28 protein-coding genes are annotated in these 21,210 nt (G+C 63.4%); 9 read left to right on the forward strand and 19 right to left on the reverse strand.

Annotation, left to right across the window (positions count from 1 at the left end; translation table 11 throughout):
• Positions 1–7: 7 nt before the first annotated feature.
• The 5 genes from J2W49_RS09120 to J2W49_RS09140 all read right to left on the reverse strand — a co-directional run bounded on the left by J2W49_RS09120 (position 8) and on the right by J2W49_RS09140 (position 2,244).
• Positions 8–388: a DoxX family protein gene (locus J2W49_RS09120; RefSeq protein ID WP_310314636.1), complete on the reverse strand. Its 381-nt coding sequence runs from the start codon at positions 386–388 to the stop codon at positions 8–10.
• The gene (locus tag J2W49_RS09125; protein WP_310314639.1) at positions 385–810 is read right to left on the reverse strand and encodes an SRPBCC family protein; all 426 of its coding nucleotides are present in this window, start codon (positions 808–810) and stop codon (positions 385–387) included. The genes J2W49_RS09120 and J2W49_RS09125 overlap by 4 nt, the downstream gene beginning before the upstream one ends.
• A complete protein-coding gene (locus tag J2W49_RS09130; RefSeq protein WP_310314642.1) occupies positions 807–1,130 on the reverse strand; it encodes an ArsR/SmtB family transcription factor in 324 nt (107 codons plus the stop codon). Before J2W49_RS09130 ends, J2W49_RS09125 begins: the two co-directional genes overlap by 4 nt.
• Positions 1,131–1,254: 124 nt before the next feature.
• On the reverse strand, positions 1,255–1,821 hold the full coding sequence (locus J2W49_RS09135) for an MOSC domain-containing protein (protein ID WP_310314645.1): 567 nt from the start codon (positions 1,819–1,821) through the stop codon (positions 1,255–1,257).
• A gap of 21 nt (positions 1,822–1,842) precedes the next feature.
• Positions 1,843–2,244 (reverse strand): VOC family protein, encoded by a 402-nt coding sequence (locus J2W49_RS09140; protein ID WP_310314648.1) that lies wholly within the window; start codon positions 2,242–2,244, stop codon positions 1,843–1,845.
• Between the two features lie 193 nt (positions 2,245–2,437).
• On the opposite strand from J2W49_RS09140, the gene J2W49_RS09145 reads away from it, so the two are divergent.
• Positions 2,438–3,313, forward strand: a complete 876-nt coding sequence (locus tag J2W49_RS09145; protein WP_310314651.1) for a plasmid replication/partition related protein — start codon at positions 2,438–2,440, stop codon at positions 3,311–3,313.
• 10 nt (positions 3,314–3,323) lie between these two features.
• Here the strand turns inward: J2W49_RS09145 and J2W49_RS09150 are convergent, their stop codons facing one another.
• The 6 genes from J2W49_RS09150 to J2W49_RS09175 form a co-directional block, all read right to left on the reverse strand.
• Positions 3,324–3,815, reverse strand: coding sequence for a GNAT family N-acetyltransferase (locus J2W49_RS09150; protein WP_310314654.1), 492 nt, complete (start codon positions 3,813–3,815; stop codon positions 3,324–3,326).
• 132 nt (positions 3,816–3,947) lie between these two features.
• Positions 3,948–5,030, reverse strand: a complete 1,083-nt coding sequence (locus J2W49_RS09155; protein ID WP_310314655.1) for a sulfate/molybdate ABC transporter ATP-binding protein — start codon at positions 5,028–5,030, stop codon at positions 3,948–3,950.
• A gap of 20 nt (positions 5,031–5,050) precedes the next feature.
• Entirely contained in the window at positions 5,051–5,962 is a 912-nt protein-coding gene (gene cysW, locus J2W49_RS09160; RefSeq protein WP_310314658.1) for a sulfate ABC transporter permease subunit CysW, read from the reverse strand.
• The gene (cysT, locus tag J2W49_RS09165) at positions 5,959–6,840 is read right to left on the reverse strand and encodes a sulfate ABC transporter permease subunit CysT (protein WP_310314660.1); all 882 of its coding nucleotides are present in this window, start codon (positions 6,838–6,840) and stop codon (positions 5,959–5,961) included. Before cysT ends, cysW begins: the two co-directional genes overlap by 4 nt.
• A 201-nt stretch (positions 6,841–7,041) precedes the next feature.
• On the reverse strand, positions 7,042–8,037 hold the full coding sequence (locus J2W49_RS09170) for a sulfate ABC transporter substrate-binding protein (protein ID WP_310314664.1): 996 nt from the start codon (positions 8,035–8,037) through the stop codon (positions 7,042–7,044).
• A 169-nt stretch (positions 8,038–8,206) separates the two neighbouring features.
• Positions 8,207–8,848: a peroxiredoxin gene (locus J2W49_RS09175; RefSeq protein WP_310314670.1), complete on the reverse strand. Its 642-nt coding sequence runs from the start codon at positions 8,846–8,848 to the stop codon at positions 8,207–8,209.
• A gap of 246 nt (positions 8,849–9,094) precedes the next feature.
• Here J2W49_RS09175 and J2W49_RS09180 point away from each other — a divergent pair, with 246 nt between their 5' ends.
• Entirely contained in the window at positions 9,095–9,295 is a 201-nt protein-coding gene (locus J2W49_RS09180) for a hypothetical protein (RefSeq protein WP_310314672.1), read from the forward strand.
• A gap of 39 nt (positions 9,296–9,334) precedes the next feature.
• On the opposite strand, the gene J2W49_RS09185 is transcribed toward J2W49_RS09180, so the two are convergent.
• Both J2W49_RS09185 and J2W49_RS09190 read right to left on the reverse strand, forming a co-directional pair.
• Complete coding sequence (locus tag J2W49_RS09185) at positions 9,335–10,348, reverse strand: sulfate ABC transporter substrate-binding protein (RefSeq protein WP_310314675.1); 1,014 nt, start codon at positions 10,346–10,348, stop codon at positions 9,335–9,337.
• Between the two features lie 185 nt (positions 10,349–10,533).
• A complete protein-coding gene (locus J2W49_RS09190; RefSeq protein WP_310314678.1) occupies positions 10,534–11,037 on the reverse strand; it encodes a hypothetical protein in 504 nt (167 codons plus the stop codon).
• A 206-nt stretch (positions 11,038–11,243) separates the two neighbouring features.
• Between J2W49_RS09190 and J2W49_RS09195 the strand changes: the two genes are divergently transcribed.
• Positions 11,244–11,846, forward strand: a complete 603-nt coding sequence (locus tag J2W49_RS09195) for a TetR/AcrR family transcriptional regulator (protein WP_310314681.1) — start codon at positions 11,244–11,246, stop codon at positions 11,844–11,846.
• 59 nt (positions 11,847–11,905) lie between these two features.
• On the forward strand, positions 11,906–12,793 hold the full coding sequence (locus J2W49_RS09200) for an alpha/beta fold hydrolase (RefSeq protein WP_310314684.1): 888 nt from the start codon (positions 11,906–11,908) through the stop codon (positions 12,791–12,793).
• Between the two features lie 12 nt (positions 12,794–12,805).
• Here the strand turns inward: J2W49_RS09200 and J2W49_RS09205 are convergent, their stop codons facing one another.
• A complete protein-coding gene (locus tag J2W49_RS09205) occupies positions 12,806–13,279 on the reverse strand; it encodes a MarR family winged helix-turn-helix transcriptional regulator (RefSeq protein ID WP_310314687.1) in 474 nt (157 codons plus the stop codon).
• A gap of 129 nt (positions 13,280–13,408) precedes the next feature.
• Here J2W49_RS09205 and J2W49_RS09210 point away from each other — a divergent pair, with 129 nt between their 5' ends.
• Both J2W49_RS09210 and J2W49_RS09215 read left to right on the forward strand, forming a co-directional pair.
• Positions 13,409–14,446: a cupin domain-containing protein gene (locus J2W49_RS09210; protein ID WP_310314690.1), complete on the forward strand. Its 1,038-nt coding sequence runs from the start codon at positions 13,409–13,411 to the stop codon at positions 14,444–14,446.
• 17 nt (positions 14,447–14,463) lie between these two features.
• A complete protein-coding gene (locus J2W49_RS09215) occupies positions 14,464–15,165 on the forward strand; it encodes a fumarylacetoacetate hydrolase family protein (RefSeq protein WP_310314693.1) in 702 nt (233 codons plus the stop codon).
• A gap of 41 nt (positions 15,166–15,206) precedes the next feature.
• Here the strand turns inward: J2W49_RS09215 and J2W49_RS09220 are convergent, their stop codons facing one another.
• From J2W49_RS09220 to J2W49_RS09230, 3 genes are all read right to left on the reverse strand, one after another.
• On the reverse strand, positions 15,207–15,737 hold the full coding sequence (locus J2W49_RS09220) for a GFA family protein (RefSeq protein WP_310314696.1): 531 nt from the start codon (positions 15,735–15,737) through the stop codon (positions 15,207–15,209).
• A 22-nt stretch (positions 15,738–15,759) separates the two neighbouring features.
• Positions 15,760–16,224 (reverse strand): AAC(3)-I family aminoglycoside N-acetyltransferase, encoded by a 465-nt coding sequence (locus J2W49_RS09225; RefSeq protein WP_310314700.1) that lies wholly within the window; start codon positions 16,222–16,224, stop codon positions 15,760–15,762.
• Between the two features lie 146 nt (positions 16,225–16,370).
• On the reverse strand, positions 16,371–16,730 hold the full coding sequence (locus J2W49_RS09230; protein ID WP_310314703.1) for a VOC family protein: 360 nt from the start codon (positions 16,728–16,730) through the stop codon (positions 16,371–16,373).
• Positions 16,731–16,898: 168 nt separating this feature from the next.
• On the opposite strand from J2W49_RS09230, the gene J2W49_RS09235 reads away from it, so the two are divergent.
• Positions 16,899–17,669 (forward strand): SDR family oxidoreductase, encoded by a 771-nt coding sequence (locus J2W49_RS09235; RefSeq protein WP_310314706.1) that lies wholly within the window; start codon positions 16,899–16,901, stop codon positions 17,667–17,669.
• 61 nt (positions 17,670–17,730) lie between these two features.
• Here J2W49_RS09235 and J2W49_RS09240 read toward each other — a convergent pair whose 3' ends face one another.
• On the reverse strand, positions 17,731–18,267 hold the full coding sequence (locus tag J2W49_RS09240; RefSeq protein WP_310314709.1) for a GNAT family N-acetyltransferase: 537 nt from the start codon (positions 18,265–18,267) through the stop codon (positions 17,731–17,733).
• Between the two features lie 34 nt (positions 18,268–18,301).
• A complete protein-coding gene (locus J2W49_RS09245; RefSeq protein ID WP_310314713.1) occupies positions 18,302–18,688 on the reverse strand; it encodes a PaaI family thioesterase in 387 nt (128 codons plus the stop codon).
• A gap of 182 nt (positions 18,689–18,870) precedes the next feature.
• On the opposite strand from J2W49_RS09245, the gene J2W49_RS09250 reads away from it, so the two are divergent.
• The gene (locus tag J2W49_RS09250) at positions 18,871–19,548 is read left to right on the forward strand and encodes a hypothetical protein (protein ID WP_310314716.1); all 678 of its coding nucleotides are present in this window, start codon (positions 18,871–18,873) and stop codon (positions 19,546–19,548) included.
• Between the two features lie 3 nt (positions 19,549–19,551).
• On the forward strand, positions 19,552–21,177 hold the full coding sequence (locus J2W49_RS09255; protein WP_310314719.1) for a Tle-like phospholipase domain-containing protein: 1,626 nt from the start codon (positions 19,552–19,554) through the stop codon (positions 21,175–21,177).
• Positions 21,178–21,210: the final 33 nt, after the last annotated feature.

Here is a 21,210-nt window from a genome sequence, read left to right on the forward strand (position 1 = left end):
TGCGTGATCAGGCGTTTTTGCTCTGCAGGGGCTTGAGCGCGAGCCGGCCGTAAGCCACGAACGCACACACGGAAGCCACGACCAGCCAATAGATCAGCTGCCCGTGGTTCGGATCGCCTGAATACAAGTGCAAAGCGCAGTAGAGGAGCATGACCGCCGCAATGCAGATGGCGGCCAAGGGCGCCAGAAGGGCGGCCGGTCTGTACAGCGCCGGCAGTACCAGGGCCAGCCCCAGGAACAGCTCAAACACACCCAGCCCCTGCCAGACACCGTTGGGAATCAGTTGCAGAGAAGGCACGGTTTGCACGGGATTAAAAAACTTCCAGACCGCGCCGGCCGCCGTATGCAAGGCAAGCAGGACTTGCAGCACCCACAACAAGGCATTCATGGCACATCTCCTTCGTCGACACTTTCCAGCACCAGTTCGAGGGCAGAAATGAACCGGGGCCAACCCGCCGAAGCGCCCACGTAGTAGCGAGACTGATCTGATGGGAAACCCACTTGCTCCATGCGCAGCAGCGTTCCGGTCGGCGTGGGTGTGAGGGTCCAGGTCACCACACTGTCCAGCTCACCCGACGTCCATGTGTAGGACAGCCGCTGGCAAGGCTCCACTTCCAGCACCTGGCCATCCACGGCGCCCCAGTCGAAGTGCAGTTGGAAGCCATGACCCACCACCGGGCTGAAATCACTGTGTGACAGCCACGCCTCCATCAGGTGGGGCTGTGTGAGCGCTCGCCAGACTTTTTCCGGCGGGTGCGCGAGCACTCGATCAACGCGCACGGACTGTGCTTCTTTTGCTTCGTCGTTCATTGGTCCATTTCCTTCAGCAGGATTTCCAGGTCGTCAAACCGGCCGTGCCAGAACGCGGTCATCTGATGCGTCCATTTCACCAGGGGCTTCAGGGCACCGGGCCTTGCGCGGTAGTGGGTCTGGCGTCCCTGGTGCTGGTCGCTCACCAAGCCCGCCAACTTCAGTACCCCAAGGTGCTTTGAAACAGCCGGCTGCGAGATGCCGGCATGTGCCGTCAGCGCTCCGACCGTCGTCGCACCTTCATGACACAAACGCTCAAAAATGGCTCGGCGTGTGGGGTCGGCCAAGGCTTTGAAAAGAACGTCTTGAGCATGTGTCATGGTGAAATATATAACCCGTCAGCTATGTAATAAATCATAGCCACAAGGTTATGCTTTGGTCAAGCATGCTTTGACTCCCCTGGCGATCACCGGGCCGGCCAGCTCAGGGCGTGGCGTGCTGCTGCTACACAGGCTGCAGCGGACGAAGCCGTTCCGGAACATGATCGATCGCCACCGTGTCACCCGCCCGGACCACACCGCCGACGAGCACGACACACATCACGCCGGCCTTCCGTACCAGGGCACCCTCTTCGTCTCGTTCAAGAACCGCTTGCAGCAAGCCGGGCCGGAACGCCTCGATCTGGGCACAGGGGTTTCGCAAGCCCGTCACCTCCAGCACCACCGCCGGCCCCAGCTTCAGCCGGGTGCCGGTGGCCAGCGCAAGCAGGTCGATGCCGCAGGTGGTGACGTTTTCACCCATGTCGCCTGGGCCCACCTCCAGGCCGATGCGCCCCACCTCATGCAACAGCTCTTGCTGAAGCAGATGGACCTGGCGCAGGTTCGGCTGGGTGGGGTCCCTGGCCACCCGCGAACGGTGCTGCACGGTGGCGCCGAAGTGCGCATCGCCCCGCACGCCAAGGCCTTCCACCACTTCAATGAAGGGGGAGGTCGACTTCGAGAACACATGCCCGGCACTGAGGTGCACGGCAACGACGCGGCCTGGCATGGGCTCAGGTGTCGGTTGGGCCATTTCAGACACCGGCCTTGACGTTCACGCCCCCGGCTTGGGACGGTGGATAGCGCAGAGCTTGTTGCCGTCCGGATCACGGACATAAGCCAGGTACATGTCCCCCATCGCGCCGACACGCAGCCCCGGCGGATCCTGAATGGAAGTGCCGCCGTGCGTCACCGCGGTGTCGTGAAAGAGCTTGACCTGTTCGGGCGAATGGCATTTGAAGCCGATGGTGCCGCCATTGGCAAAGGTCGCGGGTTCGCCATCGATGGGTTCGCTGATGCAGAAGGTGCTGCCGTCGTGGCGGTAGAAGAGCCGCGTGTGACCGGTGCCGGCCTGGTTGCGATGCGGCTCACCGGCCCCGAGCGTGCCCAGCACCGCGTCGTAGAAACGCTTGGATCGCTCGATGTCGTTGCTGCCGACCATGATGTGGTTGAACATGTGAGGTGTCTCCATTGCCGCGGCGCAACGCCGCGATTGACCGAGGGCAAACAGGGTCGATGTTAGAAGATTTGTCCGCAGTGACCTTCGCCGACGCTCTAGGGCCGGCAAAGGAGGCAGCCACGGCCTCGTCCCATCATGCCCGCGACCGAAGCCCTCTACAATCGCGCCCTTTTGCCCCGCAAAGCGCGACATGAACATCACCGTCAACGAAGACCTGAAGGCCTACATCGAACCTCTCACCGCCGACGAACACGAGGCACTGGAGCGCAGCCTATTGGCCGAAGGCTGCCGCGATGCGCTGGTGCTGTGGGGCGATGTGCTGGTGGACGGGCACAACCGCTATGGCATCTGCCAGAAGCACGGCCTGCCATTCAACACGGTTCAGAACCCGAGACTGAAGACGCTGGAAGATGTGCACCTGTGGATGATCGACCAGCATCTGGGGCGGCGCAGCGTGTCGGACTACCAGCGCGGCGTGCTGGCCCTGCGCAAGCGCGAGATCGTGGCCGAGCGCCGGGCGCGGGCGCAAGCGCTGGCCAATGAAGCACGGCCGGCGGATGACGCGACCCATGCCGAAGAAGACGACGCCTCACTGGAAGCTGCAGCGAAGGCTGCGGTGCTGGAGCCCAAGCCGCTGCAGAGCCGGGAAGACATTGCGCGTGCTGCGCGCCTGAGCAGCAGCCAGGTGGGCATGATCGAAAAAATCCAGAAGCAGGCTGCCCCTGAAGTGGTGGCGGCCTTGAAGGCGGGTGAGTTATCGCTGAACGCGGCGGCGGTGGTGGCCAGCCTGCCGGTGGCCGAACAGCAGGCGGCGGCGCAATCGGGCAAGGACGGCCTGAAGCAGGTGGCCAAACAGGTGCGCGAGTCGCGCCGCAAACCCAGGGCCGCCGCAGCCGACGGCAGCGATACCGACGAAGGCAGAACTTCAGACCCCGTGGCCGGCGGGGCCGGTGCAGGTGCGGCCAGCGATGAAGTGCAGGCGCTGCGCGCGCGCGTGGCGCAGCTGGAGGCAGAAAACGCCGAACTGCGCCAGCAGGTTCAGGCCTTGAGCGCGCAACTGGTCTGATCGCGTCTGATCAGGCCAGTGTCTGCTGCATCACGGTGGCGTCGCGGCCGTAGCAGGCAGAGGCTTTCAGGCCAGGCACCGCCTCAAAGCCCAGTTTCTGCCAGAACGCACCAGAGCCCTGCACAGCCACCAGGCGGATGTGCCGGTACCCCAGCTTGCCTGCCGTTTCCAGCAACTGCTTGACCAGTTGGGTGCCTGCACCCACACCCGTCAGCTTCCTGGAGACCGCAATGTCGTGCAGGAACAGGCCCTGGCCCTGGCTTTCGGCCGGCAGCGGCTGGTGAAGTTTGGGAGGATGGATGCTGTCCCAGGCATGGGCCAGCAGGTAGGCGAGCACCTCGTCACCCTTGCGCATGGCGAAGCAGCAGGCAGGTGAATGCAGCCATTTGCTGCGGAGAATCTCGGTGCTCTCGGGTTCGACGTCCAGGTACACCTCGGATTGAACCCGCTGGATCCCGTTCCACATGGTCTCTTCGATCGGTTCAATGGTCAGGCTGGTCACGCAGGCATCCACAGGTAGAGGCGAAAAGCCGCGATTATCCCACCCGGTATCTCGCTTCCCGGTCTTGGCATCTCACATGTGGTGGCGAGCAGCGATGTTGCCCGTCACTCGAACGTGTGGCTGACGAAGCCGTCACACCGGCTGCAAGAACACCCGCGCCTTCTTCGGCGACACCACCAACTTGTCGCCGTCCTTGAAACCCAGTTCGCGGAAACGCTCGGCGGAGATTTGTGCTTCGATCAGAGGATCGTGCCCGTCTGGCGACTGGGCATCCACCGGCAGCAGTTCCAGCCGTGCGATCGGACCCACCACGATGGCGCGCTGCAGCTCGGCGACGATGCCGCTCAGGCCCGGCTGGTAGCGCTGCACGTCGAGGTCGTGCGGGCGCACGTAGGCAAAGGCCTTGGCGTCCTGCACTTGCGCGTGTTCGGGTGCGTCCACCGACACGCCGTCCAGATGCAGCAGGCCCTCGTGGGCGCGTCCATGGAACAGGTTCACGTCGCCCAGGAAGCCGTACACAAACGGGCTGGCGGGGTGGTCCCACACGTCTTGCGGTGTGCCCACCTGTTCCACCTGACCCTGGTTCATCAGCACCACGCGGTCAGACACCTCCAGCGCCTCTTCCTGGTCGTGCGTGACGAAGATGCTGGTGACATGCAGCTCGTCGTGCAGGCGGCGCAGCCAGCGGCGCAGCTCCTTGCGCACTTTGGCATCGAGCGCGCCAAAGGGTTCATCGAGCAGCAGCACCTTGGGCTCCACCGCGAGGGCGCGTGCCAGGGCAATGCGCTGGCGCTGGCCGCCTGAAAGCTGCGAAGGGTAGCGGTCGGCCAGCCAGTCGAGCTGCACCAGGCCCAGCAGGTCGTGCACCTTTTTCCTGATCTGCGATTCGCTGGGGCGCTCGCCGCGCGGCTTCACGCGCAGGCCGAAGGCCACGTTCTCGAACACCGTCATGTGGCGGAACAGCGCGTAGTGCTGGAACACGAAGCCCACGTTGCGTTCGCGCACGTGTACGTCGGTGGTGTCTTCGCCACTGAAGTGGATGCTGCCGCTGTCGGGCGTTTCCAGGCCCGCGATGATGCGCAGCAGCGTGGTTTTTCCGCAGCCGGACGGGCCGAGCAGGGCCAGCAGTTCACCGGAGGCGATGTCGAGGTTGACGTCGTTCAGCGCCTGGAAGTTGCCGAAGTGTTTGTTGATGTTGCGGATTTCGATGCTCATGGGTGTCCTTCTCTTTCTCCCTAGCCCCTTTGGGCAGAGGGGGTCAAAACCGCGGGCTGCTCGGGTGGCAGTTCTTCGAGCGCCTTCATCTCGCGCTCCATCTTCCATTCGGCCACCGACTTGATCACCAGCGTGACCAGCGCCAGCAAGGCCAACAGCGACGCCACAGCGAACGCGGCCACCGACTGGTATTCGTTGTAGAGCACCTCCACGTGCAGCGGCATGGTGTTGGTCTGGCCGCGGATGTGGCCGGAGACCACCGACACGGCGCCGAACTCGCCCATGGCGCGCGCGTTGCACAGGATCACGCCGTAGATCAGGCCCCACTTGATGTTGGGCAGGGTCACGTACCAGAAGGTCTGCCAGCCGCTGGCGCCCAGCACGATGGCCGCCTGCTCTTCGTCGTTGCCCTGCGCCTGCATCAGCGGAATGAGTTCGCGCGCGATGAAGGGGAAGGTGACGAAGATGGTGGCCAGGATGATGCCCGGCACGGCAAAAATGATCTTGATGTCGTGTTCCATCAACCAGGGACCCAGCCAGCCCTGCGCGCCGAACACCAGCACATAGATCAGGCCGGCCACCACGGGTGACACCGAAAACGGCAGGTCGATCAGCGTGGTGAGAAAGGACTTGCCCCGGAACTCGTACTTGGCCACACACCAGGCTGCAGCCACACCAAACACCAGGTTCAGCGGCACCGCCACGGCGGCGGTGAGCAGGGTGAGCCTGATGGCGGCCCAGGCGTCGGGCTCCTGCAGCGCTTCCCAGTAGGCTTCTGCGCCCTTGCGCAACGCTTCGGTGAACACCGCCGCCAGCGGCAGCACCAGGAAAAGGAACATGAAGCTCAGTGCCACACCGATGAGCATGTAGCGAACCCACGGCGCTTCGGTGGTGCCCTTGCGCGCGGTGCGGAGCGAAGAAGACGTGCTCATTGGTTGTTACCCCCGGAGCGCTTGCGCTGCCACGCTTGCAGGCCGTTGATGATCAGCAGCAGGATGAAGGAGACCACCAGCATCACGGTGGCCACGGCGGTGGCACCCGCGTAGTCGTACTGCTCCAGCTTGCTGATGATGATCAGCGGCGTGATTTCCGAGATCATGGGCATGTTGCCGGCGATGAAGATCACCGAGCCGTATTCACCCACGGCGCGGGCAAAGGCCATGGCAAAGCCGGTGAGCAGCGCAGGCGCAATGGCCGGGAAGATGACGCGACTGAAGGTCTGCCAGCGCGTGGCGCCCAGGCAGGTGGCGGCTTCTTCCAGTTCTTTCTCGGTGTCTTCCAGCACGGGCTGCACCGTGCGCACCACGAACGGCAGGCCAATGAAGATGAGCGCGATGACCACACCATTGGGATTGAACGCGAGCTGAATACCCAGGGGCTCGAGGTATTGACCGATCCAGCCGTTGCCCGCCAGCAGCGCGGTGAGCGAAATGCCGGCCACGGCGGTGGGCAGCGCAAACGGCAGATCCACCAGCGCGTCGATGATCTTCTTGCCAGGAAACGTGTAGCGCACCAGCACCCAGGCCACCAGCAGGCCGAACACGGCATTGACCGATGCCGCGATCAGCGACGCGCCGAACGTAAGCCGGTACGAAGCCACCACACGTGGCGATGACACCGCTTCCCAGAACGCCGGCCAGGTCATGGTGAACGACTTGAACACCAGCGTGGACAGCGGAATCAGGACGATCAGGCAGAGATAAAAAAGCGTGAAGCCCAGCGTGATGTTGAAGCCCGGCAGCACGCGCCGCGTGGTGCGGCGGGCGCCGGGGAGGGAAGCTGCAGCAGAAGGCAGCGTGGCAGTGGTCATGTGAAGGAGGTGAACAGAAGCGCTCAGCCAAAAAGAAAGAACCAACCGAAGAGATCGCCCACAAGCTTCCGGAGCGAAGTGCCTTCAAGTCCAGGGGCAGCGCGGGACGGCTCCGCCGGCCCAAGATGCCGTCCCCCCTCGAAGCACCGCGCAGCGGTGCGCCACGGAGGGGGGAAGCCGCGTCAGCGGCGCAGGGGGGTGTTACTTAACTGTATACAGTTGATCAAACTTCCCACCATCGTTGAAGTGCACCTTCTGCGCCTCGCTGAGCGAACCAAAATACTCGGCCACGGTGAACAGCTTGATCGGCTTGAAGGCCTGGGCGTATTTCTTCAGCACTTCTTCGTTGCGCGGGCGGATGTTGTGCTTGGCCGCAATCTCCTGGCCTTCCACGCTGTAGAGGAAATCCAGATAGGCCTTGGCCTGCTCGGCAGTGCCCTTCTTCTTCACCGTGCGCTCCACGATGGCCACCGGGTTCTCGGCCACGATGGAAGCGCTGGGGTGCACCGCATCCACCTTGCCTGCGCCGAACTCGTTGTTCACCGACACCACCTCGGACTCAAACGTCACAAGAACATCACCAATATTGCGCTGCAGGAAAACGCCCGTGGCGTCGCGGCCGCCACGCGCCAGCACCGGCACGTTCTTGTAGAGCTTGCTCACGAATTCGGCGGCCTGCTCGTCGGTGCCGCCTTTGGCACGCACATGGCCCCAGGCGGCCAGGTAGGCCAGTCGGCCATTGCCTCCGGTCTTGGGGTTGACCACCACCACCTGCACGCCGGGCTTGATCAGGTCGTCCCAGTCCTTGATGCCCTTGGGGTTGCCCTTGCGCACCAGGAACAGCATGGTGGACGTGGTGGGTGACGCGCCGTTGGGGAAGCGCTGGGCCCAGTCGGCGGCAACCACGCCTTTGTCGGCGAGAAACTGCACATCGGTGGTGGTGTTGAAGGTCACCACATCCGCTTCCAGGCCATCGGCCACGGCGCGCGCCTGGGCACTCGATCCGGCGTGCGACTGGTCCACCTTGATGTCCTTGCCGGTGGTCTTCTTGTAGTGCGCTGCAAATGCGACGTTGAAGTCCTTGTAGAACTCACGCGCGACGTCATAAGACACGTTGAGCAGGCTGGTCTGGGCCGATGCGATGGAGGCCAGAGACAGCGCCAGTGCGCCCAGGCCAAGTTTGAGGGTGTGTTTCATGAAAGCTCCGAGTTCAGGGATTACATCGATTCTGGGAGCCGCTCTGACAAAAGCAAACGACTTTGTTCTTCTTTCGTTATTGCTTTCAGGCATAAGCAACGCGACAGTGCTGGGTGCAAAATCATCCCGCCGTCAACGCAGCAGACGGCGGCACACGCTGCCGCTGCCTTCAGCGATTGGGCTGAGGCGTGACGCGCAAGTAGGGCCTCACAACGGTGTGGCCCTTGGGAAAGCGCTCCGCGATCTCGGCCGGGTCCTGCAGGCTGGGCACGATGACCACGTCGTCGCCGTCTTTCCAGTTGGCCGGTGTGGCCACCTTGTGGCTGTCGGTGAGCTGCAGCGAATCGATCACGCGCAGGATTTCATCGAAGTTGCGCCCCGTGCTCGCGGGGTAAGTGAAGGTGGTACGGATCACTTTCTTTGGATCGATGATGAACACGCTGCGTACGGTAGCGGTGGTCGACGCGTTGGGGTGGATCATGTCGTAAAGCCTGGCCACCTTCTGGTCTGCATCGGCCAGGATGGGAAAGTTGACCGTGGTGTTCTGGGTTTGATTGATGTCGAGCACCCATTCGCTGTGTGACTTGAGCGGGTCGACGCTGACCGCGATGGGTTTGACATTGCGCTTGGCGAACTCCGTGGCCAGGGCGGCGGTCTTGCCCAGTTCGGTGGTGCAGACCGGCGTGAAATCGGCCGGGTGTGAGAACAGCACCACCCAGGCGTCGCCCGCCCACTCGTAAAAGCGGACGGGGCCTGCGGTGGAATCCTGCGTGAAGTCGGGGGCGATATCGCCGAGTCGAAGCGTGGTCATGGCTGTGCACTCCTTGAATGGAAAACCCCATGGTGGTGACTCCCTCCATCAATCCCAACGACGATGAAGTGGTTTGTATATGGGGCAGAGGCGTGAGGTCCGGGAATCCATGCCAGCGTTCCCTGCACAGACGTAACAAACCGCCACAGTGCCTAGGGTTTGGCGCACACTGCACCTGCGGCCCGCCGACAAGGGCGGTGCGCCATGGGTCCTCTCGGGCCCATGAGACCAGAAACGGAGGTCGCCATGCCACACCATCACCCGCCGCCGGATCAGGCCCTTGCCGAACATCCCCTGGCGTACTCAGACCCGGAACTGCGTGCCTACGCCGAAGAACAGGCGGAAGACATTCTCGATTCCGTGGTGCACTACATGCCTCTGCTCTTGCCCATCATGGGCGCCATCCTGATCTTCATGCTGGCCTTCATCGCGGTCGTCATGGCCTGAGCGGCCTGTGTGTGCAGGGCGCGCAGGGCCCATTGGAGCTCATTTGCGCGTGTAGATCTGGTCGAAGGTGCCGCCGTCGGCGAAGTGCACCTTGGCCGCGTTGTCCCATCCGCCAAAGGCGTCTTCAATCTTGAACAGATTGAGTTTGGGCAGCTGTTTGGCGTACTTCTCTTGCGCTTTGGCTGAGGTGGGACGGTAGAAGTGTTTGCCGGCCAGGTCCTGGCCTTCGTCGCTGTACAGGTATTCCAGGTAGGCCAGTGCCACGGCACGCGTGCCCTTCCGGTCCACGTTCTTGTCGACCACGGTCACGGCCGGTTCGGCCAGGATGGACAGTGACGGGTAAATGAAGTCGACCTTGCTCCCGAACTCCTTCTCCAGCAGGTAGGCCTCGTTCTCCCAGCTGATGAACACATCACCCTGGTTGCGCTGCGCGAAGGTCACCGATGAACCGCGCGCACCGGTGTCAAGCACGGGCACGTTGGCATAAAGCTTGGTCACGAATTCCTTGGCCTTTTCTTCGCTGCCGTACTTGCGTTTGGCGAATTCCCATGCGGCCAGGTAGTTCCAGCGTGCGCCGCCAGACGTCTTGGGGTTGGGGGTGATGACTTTCACGTCGGGGCGAATCAGGTCGTCCCAGTCCTTGATGTTTTTGGGGTTGCCTGCCCGGGTGACCAGCACGATGGTGGAGGTGTAGGGCGAGCTGTTGAGGGGCAGGCGCTTTTGCCAGTCCTTGGGAATCCACCGGCCGTTGGCGTGCAGGGCGTCGGTGTCACCGGCAAGGGCCAGGGTGGCCACGTCGGCCTCCAGACCATCGATGATGGAGCGGGCCTGCTTGCCCGATCCGCCATGGCTTTGCTTGATGGTCACGTCCTGACCGGTCTTCTGCTTCCAGTGCTTGGCGAAGGCGGCGTTGAACTCCACGTAGAACTCGCGCGTGGGGTCGTAGGAAACGTTGAGCAGGGTGACCGGGGCGGGCTGGGCCTGGGCAACGGTGCTGGCCAAACCCAGGCCGATAGCGCTGAGGGCCAGGATGAGATGGCGGCGGGTGGTCATGGTGTTCGTTCCTTTCGGCGACTGTTGAAGTGAAGCCGATGATTCCGGGATTCGCCCGGAAAGGGAACGAACGGATTTTTGCTTGCTTATTACCGAAACATCTAAAGCAAGAGATGGCGCCCGCACGACCACGTTGAGTTCAAGGCCGGTCCGGCCCCTGGCTCATGTCGAAACTGAAACAGATATCAAAGCCCGCGTGAAGGCGTGGGCGTGGGCGCTTCGGAACTGTAGGTGAGGCGCACGCGATGGTCTTCCAGGTGCTGCAGGCGCACGCTGATGCGGCGGTACAGCCATTCGCGATCCACGATGCCTTCACGAACCGTGAAGCGGCGGCTGCGGGTGCTCACGTCGAGGCCGTAACGTTTGCGCAGCGAGTCACCGAGTTCGCGGGTGAGTGCTCGGGCCTCTGCTTCCGCCTTGGGATCGGTCTGCAGCACGACGCTTTGAAGCCTGCCGGATTCGAACAGAAAGCTGATCGCAAAATCGTGCCCGGCCAACTCGTGGCGGGGAATCTCCAGGAGCGCACCGCTGTTTTGTGCGCGCCGCTCAGCGGACGTCTCCTGTGCCTCTGGCATGCGCGTTTTCACCTCCTCGGGGCTTGCCCCCATGGGTATGTCGCCCCACAAGGCTTGCGCGGAGACGGTGTGGACCAGGGCGGCCAGGGCGATGCCTAGGATTGCGTGCTTCATGTGCCTGTTGTAACGACGGCGCGCCGCAGAAAGTTGCGGGCGGTCAAGGGAAAACGACGGCCTGGAGACCCGGATAGCCACACGACGTGTCGCCCCTTGACCGAGGGCACTTTAACAGCCGGGTTCGTCAGCGGTCCAGCCTGCGCGATTTGACCGTCTGTCGCCAGTGATTTTTATTTTTCGCACAGTTGTGCCAGAATTTTCCCATGGACGCCAAAACCCAGAAAAGTGAGATGACCCGTGCCGCCATTGTGGGTGCCGCGCTCGACCTCGCTGCGTCCGATGGCCTGGAGGCCATCACGCTGCAGGCGGTGGCCGACCGGATCGGGCTTTCCAAGAGCGGCGTGTTCTCCCGCGTGGGTTCACGCGAGGCCTTGCAGAAGGCGGTGATCGAGGAGTTCGGGCGCCGCTTCGTGGGCGACGTGTTCGTGCCGGCCATGCAGACCCAAAAAGGCCTTCCACGACTGAACGAGGTGGTGCGGCGCTGGTTCATTCGTCTGCGAAATGTGGAGGCCCACAAGGGCTGCCTTTACACCTCAGGCGCGTTCGAGCTGGATGACCGCGAGGGCGAGTTGCGCGACCTGCTGCTGAGCGAGGTCACGCGCTGGCGCGCTGCGCTGCGGCGCACGGTCTTGCAGGCGGTTGAGGCGGGGCATCTTCGGCCCGACACCGACCCCGAGCAGCTCGTCGGCGAGATCAACAGCCTGGCCATCGGGCTGGTCCACGATGTGCGTTTCATGCGCGACCCGCGCGCCACCGAACGGGCCCAGGCCACCTGGGAACGGCTGCTGAGGACCTACCAGGCCTGAGGCGGCACTTCTGTTTTTTTCGCACACTTTCGCACGTTCGTGCGATTTAAGGAGAAGCCATGGACACCACGCCACTGAAAACCGCTTCGGCCTACTACCAGGCCAATCCCACCACCCGCTGGCTGCGCCGTGCGCTGGGCCTGTCCGAACGCCTGTGGCCCGCACTGGCCGTTCACGGCGCCAACCGGCTGTTCTGCACGCCTTTGCCGCCCAAGTGGCTGCACCGTCACCAACCGGCGTTGAGCACCTGGACACCGTCGACCTGGCCCTTCGAGCAGGCCAGCATCACGCTTTACGAACCGCCCCCTGGACCGTCCGCTCCGCTGGTGGTGTTGCTGCATGGCTGGGGTGGTCACGCCGCGCAAATGCATCCTCTGGCACGGGCGCTGGGGCCACAAGGCCTGCGGCCCGTGCTGGTGGACATGCCTGCCCACGGACGCAGCCAGGGCAGCACCAGCAACCTGCCGCAGTTCGCCCGCGCGATCGAGTACCTGGTGGCTCGCCTGCAGCAACAGGGGCACGAGGTGCGTGCCGTGGTGGCGCATTCGCTGGCGGCCAATGCGCTGGCGTACGCAGCAGCGCGCGGCCTGCCTGTGCCCCGCCTGGCGCTGCTGGCGCCGCCGGCATCGCCTTACGCCTACACGCGCCTGTTTGCCCAGGTGTTCGGCATCAGCGAGCAAACGCGCGTGCGCATGCAGCAGATGGTGGAAGCCAGGGAAGGCATCCTCATGCGCCAGTTCGAGCCGGCCGCCGTGGGGCCGCGGGTGAAGGCAGACACCCTGATCATTCACGACCGTGAAGACCGGATCAATCGCTTCGCCGACGCGGAGGCCTACCGCGACGCGATTGGCGGCGCGCGCCTGATGGAGACCAGCGGTCTTGGCCATACCCGGCTGCTGCGGGACGACGACGTGATGCGCGCCGTGGTGGCGCACGTCAAGGCCTGAGAGGCTTGGCTTCTACCGGATGTTGCTGGGCGCCCGACTCATATCGTTGTTCTGCGTCACCAGCACCTGCAGCATGCGCATGAAAACCTGGCGCTGCCTTTCGGTGAGCGGTGCCAGGATCTGCTCCTGTGCGCGCAGCATGGCGGGAATGGTCTCGGCCAGGGTCTGATCCCCGGCGCGGGTGAGAAACAGCTGGCGGGCACGCCGGTCTTCCGGTGAGGTGCGGCGTTCCAGCCAGCCGCGCGCCTCCAGACGGTCGACCACGCCACCGGTTGTGGATGTGTCCAGCGCGATGTTGCGGGCCAGCGTGCGCTGGTCGATGCCAGGCTGGTTGCTCACCACCTGCAACGCCGCGTACTGCACGGGCGTGACCCCGCCTTCCCCCACCGACTGCAGAAAGATGCCGACCGAGATCTGGTGCAGCCGCCGGATCGCATAGCCGGGCTGGAGGTCGATATCAACGGGGGCAGCAAGGTTTTTTTTCATGGAAGAGAAGACCCGTGTGTCGCCTGGATTTTGCGTGTCGGCATATTAGCACTACACTCATGATCAGCATGCTGACGATTTGCCCCATGATGGCTCATCGTTCCCATCTGTGTAGAGGAGACAACCGATATGAGCCACGAACTGGGACGACTCGAAGACCTGCCGCAGGATTACCGCGACGAACTCAAGGCGCTGAACCTGGTGCCCTTGTGGCCCAGTCTGCGCGCGGTGCTGCCGCCCAAGGTGCCCACGCGCGCGACCAAAGCCATCCACTGGCCTTACGCCACGCTCAAGCCGTTGCTGTTGAAGGCTGGTGAACTCACCCCCATCGAGAAGGCCGAGCGCCGCGTGCTGGTGCTGGCCAACCCGGGTCACGGGCTGGAAAACATGAAGGCCAGCCCGGCCATGTACCTGGGCATGCAGCTGCTGCTGCCCGGGGAGTGGGCGCCCAGCCACCGCCACACACCCAACGCGGTGCGCATGATCGTGGAAGGCGAAGGGGCCTACACCACGGTGGATGGCGAGAAGTGCCCGATGAGTCGGGGCGATTTGATCTTGACGCCAACCGGCCTGTGGCACGAGCACGGCCATGACGGCACCGACCCCGTGGTCTGGCTCGACGTGCTGGACCTGCCCCTTGTCTACTACATGGAGGCCAGCTACCACGTCAACGGCGAACGGCAGCAGGTCAAACAAGGCAGTGGCGACCGCGCGTGGACCCGCGCCGGCGTCGTGCCCACCACCGTGTTCACCCGCAGCGACAAGCGCTACCCGATGCTGCGCTACCCCTGGGAAACCACGCGCGCCGCGCTGCTGGGCATGGCCGCCGATCAACCCGATCTGGAGTGCGTGCAGGTGACCTACGTGAACCCCGAGACCGGTGACGACGCCGAGAACATCCTGGGGTTCTACGCACTGATGCTCAAACCCGGCCAGACGCTTCAGCTGCCGACGCGCTCTCCCGCGCAGGTGTTCCACCTGATCGAGGGCGGCATGGCGGTGTCGACCTGCGGCAAGACCTTTGATCTGGTCGAGGCCGACACCTGCTGCGCACCCGGCTACGAACCGGTAACCCTGAAAAACCGCTCGATGGCCGAGCCGTCCTTCGTCTTCATCGCGGACGAATCCCCTCTGCACCGAAAGCTCGGCGTCTACGAGACGCGATAGCGTTCCTGATCGAACCCATGACCACCTACCTCTTCCCCCCACCCGCCGTTCAGTCCGTTGCCATCCGCGGCAAGTCCGAACAATTCCCCATCCACCGCCTGTTCTTCGTTGGCCGCAACTACCACGCGCACGCCGTGGAAATGGGCAAGCCGGTGGACAAGTCGGTGGAGCGGCCGTTCTACTTCACCAAGGCGCCACAGACCCTGGTGCCCAGCGGTGCCACCGTGCCCTACCCGCCAGAAACGAAGAACTACCACTTCGAAATGGAGCTGGTGGTGGCCATTGGCAAGGCCGGGTTCCGTGTGAAGGCGGAAGAGGCCCACACCGTGGTTTATGGCTATGCCGCCGGTCTGGACATGACACGCCGCGACCTGCAACTGGTGGCGCGCGACAAAGGGCGCCCCTGGGACTTGGGCAAGGACATCGAAGAAGGCTCGGTGTGCAGCGAGATCGTGCCCATGGAAGGCGTGGTGATCGAGAGCGGCGCCATCGCGCTGGAGGTCAATGGCGACACCAGGCAGTCGTCCAACGTGGACAAGCTGATCTGGAACATTCGCGAGATCATTGCCGACCTCTCATTGTTCTACCACCTGCAACCCGGCGACCTGATCTACACCGGTACCCCCGAAGGCGTGGGTGCCGTGGTGCCAGGCGACCGCATCACTGGCCGGGTGGAGGGTGTGGCCGAGGTGGCGCTGCAAGTCGGCCCAGCCGAGTGATTGAATTTTGAGCTGAGGCCCGTGGCCCGGCAGCAGACCCCTCACGCTTTCTGTGCGGCACCTTGCCTTGCTGCCAGATAGGCCTCTATCTGTGGAGCCAGCACCGCACGGCGCGCGAGGCTTTCGGCCGGCCAGTGATCTTCGCGCTCGTAGTACGCGGGCACGGCGGGCGTTCCTTGCGGCAACACCACCCAAGCTTGTTTTGAGGCGGTGAAGATGTGAATGTCCGGCGGCAAGAGGTCCGGGTTGTCCAGCGTGCCTACGCGAACAAACTTGACCAGCGGGCCGGATCCCGCGTAGTGGCTCCACACGGCGACCTTGCACGTCGGGCAGCGCGCAATCTGCTGACCGCTGCCGCTGTCGGACGGCGTATCGACCAGCTCGGGCAACACGCCCAGCTCGGTCACTCGGTCCGCCTCGATCATGGCGTTCAACGCGAACGCTGCGCCCGACTCCCGCTGGCACCATCGGCAATGGCAGCAGTGAACAAACAAAGGGGCGGTCTGCATGCGGTAGCGCACGGCGCGGCAGTCGCAGCCACCCTCCACAGGGAATGGTGTCGAAGGAGTCATGGAAGATCACCTCACAAAAAACTCAGGGCGTCCTGTTGTGCGGCACGATGTCAAAGTGCATCACATCTTCCCGCGTGCCCAGCTTGGTGTAGAGCGCCACGGCCGGATCATCGCCATGGTCCGCCTGCACAAAAATGACGTACACGCCGCGCCTTGCGCACACCGCCTTCAGTTCTTCGATCAGCGCCGTGGCCACACCGCGCCGGCGGTGATGCTCATCAACCGCAAGGTCGTAGATGTAGAACTCGCTGCGGGCCTGTTCAAACTTCGGCAGCACATAGCCCGCCATGCCGCCAATGACCTCATCACCCGACCGGGCCACCAGGGCGATGAAGTTTCTGTCGGAAAGCAGGCCATTGATGTAGCCATCGTCCGGCTGTTTCGCCGTGTAGGTTTCCTCATCCTCAAAGGCTTCGCCAAAGAGTGTGAGCATGGCGCGAAACATGGCGGTGTCGCCGGGGGTCAGCGTATGGAGGGTGGTGGGCATGTTCATCTTGCGTGAAAAAATCGCCTGGGCCATCTGTGAGACCGCAGGGGCTGCGTCAACCTGAACGGTCTGCAACCCGAACGGTTTGGGGATCGCCGTCGGCCTTGGACATCTGTTGTGGGCAGCGGATGGAGCCGGGTGCGAGGTTACGCGCTCACATCGGACCACACGGCAAATTCGTTGCCGCTGGGCTCGGTGAAGTGAAAGCGCCGGCCACCCGGGAAATCAAAGATGGGCTTGACGATGGCGCCGCCCGCCTTGGTCACTTTGGACAGCGTGGCCTCAAGGTCCTTGCTGTAGAAGACCAGCAGGGCGGCTCCATGCGCGGTGCTGGAGCACAGATCAGCCTTGAAGAAACCACCGTCCAGGCCTTGCCCGGAGAACGCTGTGTATTCCGGACCATAGTCCACAAAGGACCAGTTGAAGGCCTTTTCAAAGAACGCCTTCGTCGCTTCAAGATCCGCGGATGCGAACTCGACGTAGTTCAGTTTTTCATGTTCGTTCATGGGTTCATCTCCGATGAGGGACGGGCGATTGACATGGACGCTTGCACGGAACGCAAGCCGGCCGGAACCCATGAGCTGCAGTGAATTGCGTGTCCGGATGCGGCGAGACAAGCGGTTGGTCTGAGAACACAGTGTGGCACTTCATCAACTGACCAAGAGAAAGAAAGCATGACCACATTGAGCAACAAGGTCGCCATTGTTACCGGGGCGAGTTCTGGCATCGGGTGGGCAACCGCGAAGATGTTCGCACAAGAAGGCGCCAGGGTGGTCGTGACTGCCCGGCGCCAGACAGAGCTCGACAGACTGGTCGAGGAAATCATGGCGGCTGGCGGCCAGGCAATCGCCATCGCTGGTGATGTGAAAGATGAAGCCGCCGCAAAACGCGTGGTGGACACGGCGGTCCACCACTATGGTGGACTCGACATTGCCTTCAACAATGTCGGCGTGGTAGGTGAGCCCGGGCCGGTACAGGACCAGTCAGTGGCCGCCTGGCACGATATCCTGGATACCAATCTGACCAGCGCCTTCCTGGGTGCCAAATACCAGGTGCCCGCCATGATCGCGCGAGGCAGTGGATCGTTGATCTTTACCGGCTCGTTCGTGGGCCACACCGCCGGGATGCCAGGCATGGCGGCCTATGCCGCCAGCAAGGCTGGGCTGGTGGGCCTGGCCCAGGTACTTGCTGCCGAACTCGGCCCAAAAGGCATTCGTGCCAATGCCATTCTGCCTGGCGGCACGGACACCCCGGCGAGCATCACCAATGCGCCTGGAGCGGGGCCTGATGTGCTCGCCTTTGTGGAAGGCCTTCATGCACTCAAGCGGATGGCGAAACCGGAGGAAATCGCACGGTCGGTGCTTCACCTGGCGTCGGACGCATCGAGCTTCATCACAGGCACCGCACTCCTCGTTGACGGCGGCGTTTCCATCACCAGGACTTGAGTGCTGTGCTGCCGCAGGCAGCGGCTTCCTCAGGGCATGGGTGCGCCTGCGGCACCGGCCGCTACAGGCGCTTGCGCATCCGCAGGAGCGGCACCGCAGCCCCGCCTCGGGTGTCTTCCACGGGTTCGATCACCGCGTAACCGCAAGCGCGGTACAGCGGCTCGCCGGCCATGGTGCCCATCAGTTCCACCTGCGTGAAACCTTCGTTGCGCGCAGCGGCCTCGCACAAGCCAAGGATGAGCCGGCCCACGCCCTTGCGCACATGGCGGGGGTGCGTGTACATCGCGCGCACCCGCGCGGCGTCGTGGGTCGGGTCGAGCAGCGCGGGGCTGCGCCCCGGTGACTGGTCACCACCGTACAGCGTGGCACGACGGCTCCATCCGCCACACCCGGCCAGCTCGCCGTTGGCCTCCACCACAAAGTAGGTGCCGTCTTCAATGAGCTGGGTGTCCAGCCCCATGATGGTCTGACTGGAGGCAATTTGTCGATCGTCAAGAAAGGGTTTCTGCAGCTCCAGGATCGCCGCGTTCATCAGGTCGCGGAGTGCATCGAGCTCGTCCAGGCGTGCGATGCGATGCGTGAGTTCGGTGCCCGGCATGGGATTCCCTTCTACGAAACAAGTCGGGCAAAGACTATGCCGCCTCTTTTGCCCTGCGCTTAAAGACAGAAAACGTAGCAAACCCCCGAGCGACCAGTTCCCCGTCCACCACCAGCGCGGCCTCCAGCGACGCCACGTTCTTCGAGCGATGGATCAGCTCGCTCGTGCAGGTTATGGCGCCGCGTTGCACAGGTTTGAAGTAGTTGATCTTCGCCTCGATGGTGGCGCAGGCATGTTCATCGTCCAGGGTCGAAAACAGGGCGGCGCCCATGCCTGTGTCCACCAGCGCAAACAACACGGCGCCATGAACGATGCCACTGGAGTTCATGTGGATCTCGCGAACCTCCAGGGTGCAGCGACTTCGGCCCGCGGCGGCCTCTTCGATCACGAGGCCGATGTGATTGACAAAGGGAAGGCGCATGGCGGCATTTTTTTTGCTTGGGCGTGCAGTGTAAGTTTCTACGGCCGATTCGGGCAACGCCCGTGCCCGCGTGCCCGTGCACCAGTCCCTGGCAACCCGCCGTTGCGCCCGCCGGCAGGGTCGGTGACATGGCAACCATGCGCCTGGGCTACATTCCAGAAAAATTTTCAGGGAGTCTCTGCATGACCACAACCCGCACCGGGCTCGCCAGGCCCACCCGGATGTGCGCCGCCTTGCTGGTGGCCGCACTGGGCACCGGCTGCATGACCGCCGCCCACGTGGCCATGGAGGTGGAAAAATCCTCGAACACGCGCCAGCTCAACAAGAGCATCGCCGTGCTGCGCCAGCACATCCAAACCCTGCAGGCCCAGGGCGATCCACTCGGCGACTACTTCTATGCCCTGGCCAATTCGGATGGCTGGATCAAGGACGTGACCGAGCCGAAGGCGATCACCGAATTGTTTGAGCGCGCCGCTGCCAAGGGGTCGATGGACGCGAAGATTCTGCTGGCGTTGCAGGAGGCCATGGACGAGCCGGTGCCGGGCAAGCTGGACTATGGGCAGGGGTCGGGGGAAGACCTGGCGCAGTGGGAGCGTGGGCTGGCACGGTTGTTGCCGCTGGTTCGGCAGCAGTGTTATGCAAGGCGGCTGGTCGTCACAGATGGCCGGCCACGTGTGCGCTACTACACCATTGCCTATAAGGTCTGGCCTCATTTTCGGAACGGCTACTACCGCCTCAACGCAGACGGCACGCGCACCCTCCTCAAAGATGCTGAGCGACAAAAGCTATGGGAAGGCATCGATGATCACTGCTATAGGCCTCACAACGAATGGCTCGACGTCCACTACACGCAAAGGTAGGTCATGGGCGAAGAACAACTATTTCCTGGTCCACCCGCCAACCCTTTCAATCGGCTCGACGCTCGCGTGGGAATGGCGCTCTCCTATTGGGCCTATCCCCACAGAGAAATAAAAAAAGCTCGTGAGGTCATTGACCACCCCGATCCGTGGGTACATGCCGAGCCCGGCCAGCATCTGCCTCCCCATTGGCCTGTCGCCAACCTAGACAGCAACGGCCGCCTCAAGTCAGGCAGTCCCGAAGGCTGGAACACCCAGCACAACGCCAACGGCAAACTGGAAAACCAGTTCAAGGTCTCAATCAACGATCGAACCCAGGAAATCACCTTCGACTTCAAAGGCTCCGACGCCTGGAGCAACTGGAAGTCCGACCTGGGCAACGCCGGCGCCAGCGAATTCGCCAAGATCGAAGGCCAGGCCCAGGCCGCCTTGAACGCGCTGCGGGCCGACGAACGCTACAAAGCCTACCGCTTCGCCGCCACCGGCCACAGTCTGGGCGGTGGCATGGCGCAAAGCTTTGCGCTGCGCAACCAGCTCGACGCCTACGTCTACAACAGCCTGCCCATTGCCCGCGATACCTTGCGGGGTGGCTACTTCGACAGCGTGGGCGGTGTGGACGCCGCACTGGCCCGCTACCAGGCCTCGGGGCGCCAGGTGCACGATGTGCGCACACCCAACGACATCGCCACCTACGCCTACGAAGGGGTGATGCAGAACCAGTACCTCAGCCACCACGTGGGCGCAGGCCCGGCCCTGCTGCCCGGCGCCACCATTCCGGACCTGCTCAAGACGGTACTGATGGCCAGCAAAGTGGGCACGCTACCGGCCACCGCGCTCATGGGTCGCGACCACACCATGGGTGCATTGGTCGACGCTCAGCACGGCCTGTCATTGGGTGAGCAAGGCGCCTACCGCATTCCCGAAGGCCATGTGGACTTCGCCCATGTGCCACCCAAGGTGCGCAAGCTGTTTGCCGAACTGAGCCATTCGCCCGTGGTCAAGGCGATCCAGACCGCCCGACCAGACGACTTCTCGCCCTATGAGCGCTTCGTGATCACCCGCGAAAACGGCAGCCAGCAGCACGTCGCGGTGCACACCGGGCTCGGCGATGTGGAAATCGATCACTACGACCAGGACGGCAGCCACACGCGGGTGGAGCTCAATGTGCGACGCGGCCAGCCTGCGAAGGTGAGTGGATTCGATTCACTGGGCCGGCCGGTGCGGGAAGAGTGGCTGGCCTTGCAAACACCCCGGAGCATGAACCCGGAACAGAGCGCCCTGCTGGACAAGGCGCTGCGCGAAACCAGCGAACAGCTGACCCGCCAGGGGCTGAACCCCGTACAGGTGGAACAGGTGTGTGCCGCGGCCGTGGCGCACTGCGCCCAACACGCGCGTCACGGCCGGCCCGAGGCGTTTCTGGTCAGTGGCGATGGCGAGGTGGTGGGCGTGATGCACGAGAACCACTACCTGAGCGAAATGCCGATTGCGCCCGCCTTGCAGCAGGATGCCGCGGCGCACATGGCGCAAGCCGCCCGCTTGCAGCATGGCCCGCCCCAACATGCGCTGCTGGAGGGGGCGCCCCAAACGACCACCGAAACCACCTGCAGCAGAGGGCGCGCGCTGCATCCTTGATCCCAGATCCGCCGTCTCCGTGACTTGATCTGG

Source organism: Hydrogenophaga palleronii (assembly GCF_031457455.1).
In the GTDB taxonomy this organism is placed as follows: domain Bacteria; phylum Pseudomonadota; class Gammaproteobacteria; order Burkholderiales; family Burkholderiaceae_C; genus Hydrogenophaga; species Hydrogenophaga palleronii_A.